At 71.6% G+C, this 11,994-nt stretch carries 9 protein-coding genes and 1 pseudogene; 7 read left to right on the top strand and 3 right to left on the bottom strand.

The features are described from left to right. Nucleotides 1-12: 12 nt before the first annotated feature. Together eat and ACFWZ2_RS12170 are read right to left on the bottom strand one after the other, a co-directional pair. The gene (eat, locus tag ACFWZ2_RS12165; protein WP_384544970.1) at nt 13-1,458 is read right to left on the bottom strand and encodes an ethanolamine permease; all 1,446 of its coding nucleotides are present in this window, start codon (nt 1,456-1,458) and stop codon (nt 13-15) included. 126 nt (nt 1,459-1,584) lie between these two features. After that, the gene (locus tag ACFWZ2_RS12170) at nt 1,585-2,322 is read right to left on the bottom strand and encodes a FadR/GntR family transcriptional regulator (RefSeq protein WP_384544971.1); all 738 of its coding nucleotides are present in this window, start codon (nt 2,320-2,322) and stop codon (nt 1,585-1,587) included. Between the two features lie 75 nt (nt 2,323-2,397). On the opposite strand from ACFWZ2_RS12170, the gene ACFWZ2_RS12175 reads away from it, so the two are divergent. The 6 genes from ACFWZ2_RS12175 to ACFWZ2_RS12200 all read left to right on the top strand — a co-directional run bounded on the left by ACFWZ2_RS12175 (nt 2,398) and on the right by ACFWZ2_RS12200 (nt 9,669). Continuing rightward, entirely contained in the window at nt 2,398-3,768 is a 1,371-nt protein-coding gene (locus ACFWZ2_RS12175) for a glutamine synthetase family protein (RefSeq protein WP_384544972.1), read from the top strand. Nucleotides 3,769-3,791: 23 nt separating this feature from the next. After that, entirely contained in the window at nt 3,792-5,168 is a 1,377-nt protein-coding gene (locus ACFWZ2_RS12180; protein ID WP_384544973.1) for an aldehyde dehydrogenase family protein, read from the top strand. 5 nt (nt 5,169-5,173) lie between these two features. After that, complete coding sequence (locus ACFWZ2_RS12185; RefSeq protein ID WP_384544974.1) at nt 5,174-5,956, top strand: 3-oxoacyl-ACP reductase; 783 nt, start codon at nt 5,174-5,176, stop codon at nt 5,954-5,956. Between the two features lie 78 nt (nt 5,957-6,034). Further along, nucleotides 6,035-7,348, top strand: a complete 1,314-nt coding sequence (locus ACFWZ2_RS12190) for a haloacid dehalogenase-like hydrolase (protein ID WP_384544975.1) — start codon at nt 6,035-6,037, stop codon at nt 7,346-7,348. Between the two features lie 22 nt (nt 7,349-7,370). Next, entirely contained in the window at nt 7,371-8,690 is a 1,320-nt protein-coding gene (locus ACFWZ2_RS12195) for a haloacid dehalogenase-like hydrolase (RefSeq protein WP_384544976.1), read from the top strand. Between the two features lie 28 nt (nt 8,691-8,718). After that, the gene (locus ACFWZ2_RS12200; protein ID WP_384544977.1) at nt 8,719-9,669 is read left to right on the top strand and encodes a DUF2510 domain-containing protein; all 951 of its coding nucleotides are present in this window, start codon (nt 8,719-8,721) and stop codon (nt 9,667-9,669) included. 45 nt (nt 9,670-9,714) lie between these two features. Here ACFWZ2_RS12200 and ACFWZ2_RS12205 read toward each other — a convergent pair whose 3' ends face one another. Next, nucleotides 9,715-10,917, bottom strand: coding sequence for an amino acid deaminase/aldolase (locus ACFWZ2_RS12205; protein ID WP_384544978.1), 1,203 nt, complete (start codon nt 10,915-10,917; stop codon nt 9,715-9,717). Between the two features lie 171 nt (nt 10,918-11,088). Between ACFWZ2_RS12205 and ACFWZ2_RS12210 the strand changes: the two are divergent. Continuing rightward, nucleotides 11,089-11,994, top strand: a pseudogene (locus ACFWZ2_RS12210) (hypothetical protein); the annotation flags it as partial.

Here is an 11,994-nt window from a genome sequence, read left to right on the forward strand (position 1 = left end):
TCTCCGTAGTGATCAGTTGCGTTCCAACTCTGCCTCCGCGGCGGCGAGCGCCGCGAACTCCTCCTCCGGTGCGCGGGCCACCAGATGCTTGCGGCTGTACATCCCGAAGTAGCCGATCGCGACCACGTACACGGCGAGCGCGATGAGCGCAGCGGTCACGTCCACCAGGAACGTCGCGACGAGCGCGGCGCAGGCGAGGACCAGTGCCACCGACGACGTCAGGATGCCGCCGGGCGTGCGGTAGGGCCGCTCCAGGTTCGGCTCGCGGCGGCGCAGCACGATGTGCGAGAGCGACATCAGGGCGTACGAGATGGTGGCGCCGAACACCGCGACGTTCAGCATCCTGGCGCCGTCACCGGTCGCCGCCGCCAGGCCGAAGCCGATCGCGCCGGGGACCAGGAGGCCCAGGTAGGGGGCCTTGCGGCGGCTCGTGAGGGACAGGAAGCGGGGCAGATAGCCCGCGCGGGAGAGCGCGAAGAGCTGGCGCGAGCCCGCGTAGATGAGCGAGAAGAAGGACGCCACGAGGCCCGCGAGACCGGCGTAGTTGACGATGCGGCTGAGCGTCGTCGCCTTGCCGCCCGGCTGCAGCGCCTCCACCAGCGGATTGCCCGCGTCCTGGATCGCGTTGGCGCCGCGCGCGCCGGCCGAGGCGAAGAAGGTGAGGAGCGCGAGCACCACGAGGATCGCCATCGACCAGCGGATGGCGCGCGGCAGCGTACGGGCGGGGTCCTTGGTCTCCTCGGCGGCCAGCGGCACGCCCTCGACGCCGAGGAAGAACCACATGCCGAACGGGAACGCCGCCCAGATGCCCAACAGGCCCATCGGCAGCCAGGAGTTGGCGCCGAACGCGGAGGAGTCGACCGGGATGTCGTTGAGCTGGGAGGCGTCGAAGTCCATGAAGGCGCCGACCGCGAAGACGAGCAGTGCCGCGACCGCGATGCCGGTGACGACGAAGCTGAAGCGCAGCGCCTCGCCGACGCCCCACAGGTGGATGCCGATGAAGACGATGAAGCAGGCGAGATAGACGGGCCAGCCCGAGGTCAGGCCGAACAGGCCGAGCGATTCGACGTAGTCGCCGATGAAGATGGAGATGGCCGCGGGGGCGAGGACGTACTCGATGAGGATGGCCGTGCCGGTGAGGAAGCCGCCCCACGGGCCGAGCGCACGGCGCGCGAAGCCGTAGCCGCCGCCCGCGGTCGGCAGGACGGACGACAGTTCGGCGAGCGAGAAGACCATGCACGCGTACATCACGCCCATGAGGCCCATCGCGATGGCGAGACCGCCGAAGCCGCCCTCCGCGAGGCCGAAGTTCCAGCCCGAGTAGTCGCCGGAGACGACATAGGCGACACCGAGTCCGGTGAGCAGGAGCCAGCCCGCGCTGCCCCGGCGCAGCGTTCTGCGCTCCAGGTAGTCGTCCGCGGGCTCGGCTGGGCTCGGCTTGGTGGACTCCATCGTCATGGCACGGCTCCTCTGCGGCGGCACTGCGGCGTGGCTGCGGGGTGACTCAATGGATCGGATGCATACCTTTGCCGTGCCGTACGGGAGAAAGCAAGCCCCCTGCGTTACGTGGTGGTTAACCACTGCTCACGTCAGGAACCCCCGCAGCAGCGCCGCCGTCCCCGCGCAGTGCTCCCGCATCATCTCCCGCGCCCCGTCCGCGTCCCCGTCGAGCACGGCCTCGACCAGCGCGGTGTGCTGGCGCTGGGAATGCTCCAGGTTCCGTACCAACAGCGGGATGCAGTCCAGGAGATCGTTGACGGTCGCGCGGACCGCGGCGTACTGCGCGGTGAGCGTCGGGGAGCCGCACAGCTCGGCGAGCGTGAGGTGCAGGAGGGTGTCCAGACGGCGGTACTCCGCAAGGGGCGCGTCATGGGTCTGCGCGAGCGCCGTGCGCAGCCGGTCCGCCTGCTCATCGGTGAGCCCGTGCGCCGCGCACAGCCCGGCCGCGCCTACCTCGAGGACCTCGCGGAAGCGCAGCGCGTCCTCGACGTCGACGTCCTTGATGCGGCGGCGCAGCTCGTCCTCGCCGGGCGCCTCGGGGCGCGGGCGCACGAACGTGCCGCCGTACCGGCCGCGCCGCGACTCGACGAGGCCCTGGTCCTGGAGGACCTTGAGGACCTCGCGCAGCGTGACCCGGCTGATGCCGAGGCGGTCCGCCAACTCCCGTTCCGACGGCAGGCGTTCGCCGCCGGGCACCAGGCCGAGGCGGACGACCTGGAGGATCTGCTCCAGGGCCTCCTCGAAGCCGTTGCCCGCCCGCACCGGACGCAGCACCGGTGTGAGGCGGTCGTCGTCCGTGGTGCCCTCTTCCGTGTGCGACATGCCCGTACCCCCTTCCCAAGCAATGGTTCTCGGCAATACCTTATGGCTCCCGGCTGACCCAAGGAGGCTTTTCCCGTGGCAGACCGCACACCCCCGCTCGCCGTCGAGGAGCTGAAGGCCCTCGTCGCGAGCGGCGAGATCGACACTGTCGTCCTGGCCTTCCCCGATATGCAAGGGCGGCTCCAGGGCAAGCGGTTCGCCGCCCGCTTCTTCCTCGACGAGGTCCTCGAACACGGCACGGAGGGCTGCAACTACCTCCTCGCCGTCGACACCGAGATGAACACCGTCGACGGATACGCGATGTCCTCCTGGGACCGCGGCTACGGCGACTTCGCCATGCACGCCGACCTCTCCACCCTGCGCCGGGTCCCCTGGAACGAGGGCACCGCGATGCTCATCGCGGACCTCGCCTGGAACGACTCCTCGCCCGTGGTGGCCGCGCCCCGGCAGATCCTGCGCCGCCAGCTCGACCGCCTCGCGGAACTCGGCTACACCGCGCACGTCGGCACGGAGCTCGAATTCATCGTCTTCAAGGACACCTACGAACAGGCCTGGGACGCCGGGTACAAGGACCTCACCCCGGCCAATCAGTACAACATCGACTACTCCGTCCTCGGGACCGGCCGCATCGAGCCCCTGCTGCGCCGCATCCGCAACGACATGGCGGCCGCCGGGCTCGTCGTCGAGTCGGCCAAGGGCGAGTGCAACCCGGGCCAGCACGAGATCGTGTTCCGCTACGACGAGGCGCTCGTCACCTGCGACCAGCACGCCATCTACAAGACCGGCGCCAAGGAGATCGCCTCCCAGGAAGGCGTCTCGCTCACCTTCATGGCGAAGTTCAACGAGCGCGAGGGCAACTCCTGTCACATCCACCTCTCGCTCCAGGACGCCGACGGCAACAACGCCATGGCCGGTTCCGCGGCCGACCCGGGAGGGATGTCGCCCGTCATGCGGCACTTCCTCGCGGGCCAGCTCGCCGCGCTGCGCGACTTCTCGCTCCTCTACGCGCCCAACATCAACTCCTACAAGCGGTTCCAGCCGGGCTCCTTCGCGCCGACCGCCGCCGCCTGGGGCTACGACAACCGCACCTGCGCGCTGCGCGTCGTCGGCCACGGCCGCTCGATGCGCTTCGAGAACCGCCTCCCGGGCGGCGACGTGAACCCGCACCTCGCGGTCGCGGGCCTGATCGCCGCGGGCCTGCACGGCATGGAGCAGAAGCTCGAACTGCCCGAGGAGTGCACCGGAAACGCCTACACCGGCGACTACGAACACGTCCCCACCACCCTGCGCGAGGCCGCCGAGCTCTGGGAGAACAGCCCCGTCGCCAAGGCCGCCTTCGGCGACGAGGTGGTCGCGCACTACCGCAACATGGCGCGGGTCGAGCTGGACGCCTTCGACTCCGCGGTGACCGACTGGGAGCTCCGCCGCTCCTTCGAACGCATGTGAGGCCCAATTTGTCGTACGAGCACGTGCACGAGCACCAGGTACTGAACCCGGCGACGGAAGAGGTCGTCGCGACCGTCCCCGCCGCCACCGTCCAGGACGTCGATGCGGCCGTCGCCCGCGCCGCGCGGGCGCAGGCGACATGGGCCGCCGCGGCCCCCGCCGACCGCGCCCGGCTCCTTCGCCGCTTCGCCGCCCAGGTCGACGAACACCTCGAAGAACTCGCCCAGTTGGAGGTGCGCGAGGCCGGTCACCTCATCGGCAACGCCCGCTGGGAGGCGGGCAACGCCCGCGATCTGCTCGACTTCGCCGCCGGGGGAGTCGAGCGTCTGAATGGCCGTCAGATCCCGGTGCCCGGCGGCCTGAACGTCACCGTCCTGGAACCCCTCGGCGTCGTCGGCGTCATCGCGCCCTGGAACTTCCCCATGCCGATCGCCGCCTGGGGCACCGCTCCCGCCCTCGCGGCCGGCAACGCGGTGATCCTCAAGCCCGCCGAGACGACCCCGCTCACCGCGCTGCGCCTGGCCGAACTCGCCCTCGCCGCAGGGCTTCCCGAAGGACTCTTCCAGGTCCTGCCCGGCGCGGGCGACGTGGCGGGCAACGCGCTGGTCGAGCACCCCGGCGTCGCCAAGATCGTGTTCACCGGCTCAACGCGCGTCGGCAAACAGATCATGGCCAAGTGCGCCGACCGCGTGAAGCGCCTCACCCTCGAACTCGGCGGCAAGAGCCCGAACATCGTCTTCGCCGACGCCGACGTGGAGGCCGCGGCGCTCGCCACCCCCATGTCGTACCTCGACAACTCCGGGCAGGACTGCTGCGCCCGCACCCGCGTGCTCGTGCAGCGCTCCGTCTACGACCGCTTCATCGAACTCGTGACGCCCGCGATCGAGTCGGTCGTCGTCGGCGACCCGTCCGACGAGAAGACCCAGATGGGCCCGCTGATCTCCAAGGCGCAGCTGGAGCGGGTGCGTTCGTACGTCCCTTCGGGCGCCGGGATCCACGGTTCGGCCCCTGAGGGACCCGGCTTCTGGTTCCCGCCGACGCTCCTCACCGATGCCGCCCCCGATTCGCCGGTGGCCCTCGAAGAGGTCTTCGGCCCGGTCGCCGTCGTCATCCCCTTCGAGGACGAGGCCGACGCGATCCGGCTCGCCAACGCCACCGAGTACGGCCTTTCGGGCTCCATCTGGACGCGCGACGTCGGCAGGGCACTGCGCGTCTCGGGCGCCGTGCGGGCCGGGAACCTCTCCGTCAACTCGCACTCCAGCGTGCGCTATTGGACCCCCTTCGGCGGCTACAAGCAGTCCGGTCTCGGCCGCGAGCTGGGCCCTGACGCCCTGACCGCCTTCACCGAAACCAAGAACGTCTTCATCAGCACGGAACGCACCGACAGCACGGAGGCCTGAGCACCATGACCGACGAAAACATCTGCCGCCGCCTCGTGGGCCGCACCGCCGTCATCACCGGCGCCGGCAGCGGCATCGGCCTCGCCACCGCGCGCCGCCTCGCCTCCGAGGGCGCGAACGTCGTCTGCGGCGACATCGACGAGAACGCGGGCAAGGCCGCCGCCGAGGAGGTCGGCGGGACCTTCGTGAAGGTCGACGTCACCGACGCCGAGCAGGTCGAGGCGCTCTTCAAGACCGCGTACGACACCTACGGCTCCGTCGACATCGCCTTCAACAACGCGGGCATCTCGCCGCCCGACGACGACTCCATCCTGGACACGGGCCTGGAGGCCTGGAAGCGCGTCCAGGACGTCAACCTCACCTCCGTGTACCTGTGCTGCAAGGCCGCCATCCCCTACATGAGGCGCCAGGGCAAGGGCTCGATCATCAACACCGCGTCGTTCGTGGCACGGATGGGCGCGGCGACCTCGCAGATCTCGTACACCGCCTCCAAGGGCGGCGTCCTCGCCATGTCCCGCGAGCTGGGCGTCCAGTTCGCCCGCGAGGGCATCCGCGTCAACGCGCTCTGCCCGGGCCCGGTGAACACCCCGCTCCTCCAGGAACTGTTCGCCAAGGACCCCGAGCGCGCGGCCCGCCGCCTCGTGCACATCCCCGTGGGCCGCTTCGCGGAGGCCGAGGAGATGGCGTCCGCCGTGGCGTTCCTCGCCAGCGACGACTCCTCGTTCGTGAACGCCACCGACTTCCTCGTGGACGGCGGGCTCACCGGCGCGTACGTCACGCCCCTGTAGTTCATCCGCCAGCCACCACCCCGTCAGCCGGGCGTCGCACGACGCCCGGCTGACCTGCGTAAACACGGGAGTGTGTACATGAACCTCAAGCGCCGCTGCGCCGCCGCAGCCGCCGTGCTCGCCGTCGCGGGAACCGGTCTCCTCGGCGTCCAGGCCACCGCCGAAGCCACCCAGCACTCCCGGCCGCAGGCCGCGAAGTGCCCCACGCTGACCGTCTCCGAGGGCTGGTACGGCGACAACAAGGCGCGGCTCCAGCGCATGGTGGACCAGTACGGCCGCTGCGGTGAGGGCGCCCGCAAGGGCGGTGCCAAGCCCGTCGCCACCTTCGACTGGGACAACACCGTCATCAAGAACGACATCGGTGACGCCACCATGTTCTGGCTGCTGCGCCACGGCAGGATACGCACGCCCGAGCGGGGCGACTGGCACACCACGAGCCGCTACCTCACCGACCCGGCGGCCACGTCCCTCGCCGCGGCGTGCCCGGCCACCGGCGCCACCCTGCCCACGCACCGGAACACCGCCTGCGCCGACGAGATCCTCTCCGTCTACGGCGAGGGCACCACGACGTCCGGCAAGGCGGCCTTCGACGGCTTCGACCACCGCCGCATGGAGCCGCAGTACGCCTGGCTCGCCCAGCTCACCCGCGGCTGGTCCACGCACCAGGTCAAGCAGTTCGCGGCCGCCGCCCGCAAGGAGAACCTCGCCGCGCCCGTCGGCACCGAGCAGAAGGTCGGCACCGGCAAGGTCACCGGCTGGGTCCGCTATTACGACCAGCAGCGCGACCTGATCCGTACGCTCAAGAAGGCCGGATTCGACGTGTACGTGGTCTCCGCGTCGCCCGAGCCGATCGCCGAGGTGTGGGGCAGGGGCGTGGGCGTCGACGCGCGGCACACCATCGGCATCCGCAACGTCACCGCGCACGGCAGGAACACCGCGCACCTCAAGGGCTGCGGCACCGTGCGGGACGGCGACGACTCGATGATCACGTACATCGACGGCAAGCGCTGCTGGATCAACCAGGAGATCTTCGGCGTGCGCGGCGCCGCGGCCGAGAAGGTCCAACCGGCCGCGAAGCGCCAGGTGTTCGCGGCGGGCGACTCCGACACGGACGTCTCGTTCCTGCGCGACGCCACCGGCCTGCGCCTCGTCCTGAACCGCAACAAGAACGAACTGATGTGCCGCGCCTACGAGAACGGCGACGGCCGCTGGCTGGTCAACCCCATGTTCATCGGGCCCAAGGGCAAGAAGACCGAGCCGTACCCCTGCGCCACCACCGGCTACACCGAACGGGACGGCAAGGAAGGACCCGTGCGCCGTACGGACGGCTCCGTGATCCCCGATCAGAGGGACACGGTATACGGGACGTCGACGGCATCGTCAGCCTCGTAGGACTGATGTACGGTCCACTCACATGCGTAACAGAAACATTTTGGCGCTGACCCTGGCCACGGCCGCCACCCTCGCGGCGGCCGCGTCCACGGCTCTCCCCGCGGCCGCCGCCACGGCCGCGCAGCCCGCGAACTCCCGCACCGCCGGGGGGCATTGCCCGCAGCTGTCGAAGAAGCTGACCTGGTACGGCGACAACCGCGCCAAGCTCCAGCGGATGATCGACGAGCGCGGCCGCTGCTCCAACCCCCACCTCGGTCACGGCGAGAAGCGCCCGGTCGCCGCCTTCGACTGGGACAACACCATCACCAAGAACGACGTGACCGACGCGACCATCGCCTGGTCCCTGCGGCACGACAAGATCCTGCGCCCCAAGACCTGGAAGTCCACCAGCAAGTGGATGACCGACGAGGCCGACCGCGCGCTCACCAAGGCCTGCGGCACGTCCGTGCCCGTCGGCAAGCCGCTGCCCACCTCCACCAACACCGCCTGCGCCGACGAGATCTTCGAGGTCCGCGAGGACGGCAAGACGATGAGCGGCGCCGCCGCCTTCGCGGGGGAGTGGGACCACCGGCACACCGTCCCGCAGTACGCCTGGGTGCCGCAGCTCTTCGCCGGGCACACCGTCCGCGAACTGGAGACGTACGCCGCGAAGGCCCGCAAGGAGGCCCTCGCCGCGCCCATCGGGTCCACGCAGACCGTCGGCACGCACGAGATCCCCGGGTACGTCCGCTACTACGACCAGCAGCGCGACCTGATCCGCACGCTCAAGAAGGCCGGGTTCGACGTCTACATCGTCTCGGCGGGCTCCGAGCCGGTCGCCGAGGTGTGGGCTGCCGGCAAGGGGGGTGTCGGCATCGACCGCAAGCACACCATCGCCATCCGCTCCGTCCTCGACCGCAAGGGCCGCATCACCACCTGGAACCAGGGCTGCGGCGACGTCCCCGTCAACAAGGGCGAGGCCATCCCCTACATCGACGGCAAGCGCTGCTGGATCAACCAGGAGATCTACGGCGTCAAGGGCAAGTCGGCCTGGGACAAGCAGGACTGGCGCCACCGCATCGCGCTCGGCGGCGGCGACGCCGACACGGACGTGACGTTCGTCGGCGACGCCACCGGCGCGCACCTCGTGCTGAACCGCAACAAGAGCGAGTTCATGTGCCGCGCGTACGACAACGCCGACGGCCGCTGGGTCGTGAACCCGATGTTCATCGAGCCGCTGCCGCAGAAGAGCGGCACCTACCCGTGCTCGACCACCGCGTACAACGAGCACGACGGCAGCAAGGGCCCGGTCCTGCGCGAGGACGGCTCCGTGGTGCCGGACCAGCAGGACTCGGTGTACTGATCGTCGGATGAAGTCCTAGAGTGCCGGGATGAGCATGACGCCGCCGCCCGGCTGGTACCCCGACCCCCACCAGCCCTCCGTCGAGCGCTGGTGGGACGGGACCGCGTGGACCGAGCACCGCAGGACGCCCGAGGTGCCCCAAATGGCCCCGGCGCAGCAGGGGTTCGGGCCCGCCGCCCCGGCCGCGACCACGGTGATGGCCCCGGCCGGGGCGGGCGGCGGCCGGGCCAAGGCCGTCGCGCTGACCGTCGCCGGTGTCGTCCTCGTCGGAGCGATCGTCACCGGCGCCGTCGTCCTCACCGGGGACGACGGCGACCCGCAGGGCGGCCCGCCCGCGCCCACCGAGCCCGTGGCGAGCAGCCCGGAGCCGACGGCGACGAAGACGGCGACCTCGACGGCCGACCCCGACCCCGGCACCCTCGTCGACGACCTCAACGGCATCACGATCCCCGTCCCCGACGGCTGGGAGAAGGACTCCGACTCCCTCGGCGACGGCGCCACCATCCACACCCCCGGCCTGTACGACTGCCCCGGCGACTCCGGCATCTGCCGCCGCGGCACGGTCACCTCCACCACGTCGACCGGCACGAACGAGACGGACCCCAAGGCCCTGGCCCGCGGCGACATCAAGGACGCCGCGGACGCCGCCTACGACAAGAACAAGCTCGACCGGCAGCCGTACGGCGGCATCACGAGTCACCAGAAGGTCAAGGAGGGCCAGGTCGCGGTCGCGGGCCGCACCGGCTACTTCGTGCGCTGGCGCGTCCACACGGAGAAGGGCCCCGGCGGATACGTCCAGTCGCTCGCCTTCGCGTCGAGCGTCGGCTCCGAGTCGATGATCATCGTCCGCTTCGTCGTCGACGCGGCGGACCAGGCGCCGCCGGTCTCCGTCATGGACGAGATCACCAAGGGCATCCGCTCGGTCGACGACAGCGCGACGGGCGGCGGCGTGGGCAACGACGTGGGGGCCACGCCCTGAGGAGCCGCGCGGGTCGGGCACCGCGAGGGTCAGGCCCCGCGCGGGTCACAGGAACGTGTGGCCCTCGCCCCGGTACGTCGGCACGCTCGCCGTCACCGCGTCACCCTCGATCAGCCGCAGGGTGTCGAACCGCTCGCACAGCTCCCCGGCCTTCGCATGCCGGAACCACACCTTGTCGCCGATCAGCAGATCGTCCGCGGGCGGGCCGTGCAACGGCGTCTGCACCTCGCCCGCGCCTTCCTGCGGGTCGTACCGCAGCCCCTCCGGCAGATACGGCACCGGCGAGCGGTCGGGGCCCGCGACACCCGACGCGGGATAGCCGCCGCCGAGCACCGTCACGATCCCCACGCCAGGCCTGCGCACCACCGGCTGCGCGAACAGCGCCGCCGGACGCCCGCTGAACGACGTGTAGTTGTCGAAGAGCCGCGGCACGAAGAGCCCGGACCCCGCGGCGATCTCCGTCACCGCGCGCTCCGCAGCGGTGTGCTGCACACTGCCCGTCCCGCCGCCGTTCACGAACTCCAGATCCGGCGCGACCGCCCGCACCGCGGCGATCGTCCCGGCCCGGCGCGCGGCAAGCTCCTTGCGGGCCGCGGCCTGCATCAGCCGGATCGCCCGCGAACGCGCGGGATGCCCCTCGACCGCGTCGCCGACCCCGGCCACATGGCCTTCGTACGCCATGACGCCCACCAGCCTGAACCCGGGACGCCGGGCGATCGCACGGGCCAGCGCGGCGACCTGGACCGGCGAGTGCAGCGGTGAACGCAGCGCGCCGATCCGCACCTTGCCGCCGAGCACCTTGAACGAGGTGTCCAACTCCAGGCAGACCCGCACCTCTTCGGTGCCGCCGCCCCGCGCCTCGTCGATCAGCCGCAGCTGGGCCGGGTCGTCGACCATCACGGTCACGGCGGCCGCGAGCTTCGGGTCGGCGGCGAGCTCCGCGAAGGAGGCGCGGTCCACCGACGGATAGGCGAGCAGCACGTCGTCGAAGCCGGACCGGGCGAGCCACAGCGACTCCGCGAGCGTGAACGACATGATCCCGGCGAATCCCTCGCGGGCCAGGACCCGTTCGAGCAGGGCCCGGCAGCGCACGGACTTGCTCGCGACCCGGATCGGCTTGCCGCCCGCCCGGCGCACGAGGTCGTCGGCATTGGCGTCGAAGGCGGCCAGGTCGACGATGGCGACAGGGGCGTCGAGGTGTGCGGTGGCCCGGTCGTAACGGGCCCGGTCTGCTGCACGGGCTGTCATGGCCGAAGCTTGCCAGACACGATTACCCGAGGGTAGGGGGATGATCCGGGCAGATCGCCCGGGCCCGTGGACCGGGTTCCCGCACGGCCTGCGTCTGCCCGTAGAGTGACGCGGACGGAGCCTCGCCGGGCCGAGCGTTCCGGCCGGCCGAGCGCGAGGAGACGGGGGAGCATGAGCACGGAGGCGCCTCGCAGCCCCATTCCCCCGCGCCCCACCACGCCGCCGCCCCGGCCGACCGCCCCGCCGGACGCCGCCGACCAGGACCGCGCCCCGGAGCCGCCGCCCGCCCCCTCCGCCCGCTTCCCCGACGTGCCGCCCCCGGTCGACCGCGACTGGATCCTCGGCAGCCCGCGCCCCGCCGCCGACGCCCCCGCCGAGGACGCCGACCAGGCGGCCCGCATAGAGGACCTCCTCGCCCCCTTCGAACAGGCCCGCGCGGAACGCGAAACCCCGCCACCGCCCCCGGCATCGGCCCGCCTGCCCGACACCCCGCCGACGGTCACGGGCGCGGTCCCGGTGGTGCCCGATGCGTCCGGCGTACGCGATGGTGCTGACGCGCGCAACGGGGCCGATGACGATGCGTCCGACGCGGACGAAGTGCCCGGCGCGGGCGGCTTGTCCGGGGTCGACGGGGTGCCCGGCGCGGGCGGCTGGTCCGGCGCGGGTGAGGCGTCCCGTGCGGGTGGCTTGTCCGGGGCGGGTGAGGCGTCCCGTGTGGGTGGCTTGTCCGGGGTCGACGGGGTGGCCGGTGTGGGTGGCTTGTCCGGTGCCGACGAAGTGTCCCGTGCGGGTGGCTTGTCCGGTGCCGACGGGGTGCCCGGTGTGGGTGGCTTGTCCGGTGCCGACGAGGTGCCCCGCGCGGGCGGCTTGTCCGGCGCGGGTGAGGCGTCCCGTGCGGGTGGCTCGTCCGGGGTCGACGAGGCTCCCGGTGTGGGTGGCTTGTCCGGTGCCGACGAGGTGCCCCGTGCAGGCGGCCTGTCCGGTGCGGGTGACGGCTCCGGTGTCACCGTGCCTGCCGCCGGCGAGGTGCCCCGTGCAGGCGGCCTGTCCGGTGCGGGTGACGGCTCCGGTGTCACC

This window comes from Streptomyces sp. NPDC059002, from assembly GCF_042740435.1.
Taxonomy (GTDB): Bacteria; Actinomycetota; Actinomycetes; order Streptomycetales; family Streptomycetaceae; genus Streptomyces.

Excerpts from the sequence above, each read along its gene's own strand:
- ACFWZ2_RS12200 (WP_384544977.1), top strand. The coding sequence starts at position 8,719 with ATGAGCATGACGCCGCCGCCCGGCTGGTACCCCGACCCCCACCAGCCC.
- ACFWZ2_RS12190 (WP_384544975.1), top strand. The coding sequence starts at position 6,035 with ATGAACCTCAAGCGCCGCTGCGCCGCCGCAGCCGCCGTGCTCGCCGTC.
- ACFWZ2_RS12185 (WP_384544974.1), top strand. The coding sequence starts at position 5,174 with ATGACCGACGAAAACATCTGCCGCCGCCTCGTGGGCCGCACCGCCGTC.
- ACFWZ2_RS12195 (WP_384544976.1), top strand. The coding sequence starts at position 7,371 with ATGCGTAACAGAAACATTTTGGCGCTGACCCTGGCCACGGCCGCCACC.
- ACFWZ2_RS12205 (WP_384544978.1), bottom strand. The coding sequence starts at position 10,917 with ATGACAGCCCGTGCAGCAGACCGGGCCCGTTACGACCGGGCCACCGCA.
- eat (WP_384544970.1), bottom strand. The coding sequence starts at position 1,458 with ATGACGATGGAGTCCACCAAGCCGAGCCCAGCCGAGCCCGCGGACGAC.
- ACFWZ2_RS12170 (WP_384544971.1), bottom strand. The coding sequence starts at position 2,322 with ATGTCGCACACGGAAGAGGGCACCACGGACGACGACCGCCTCACACCG.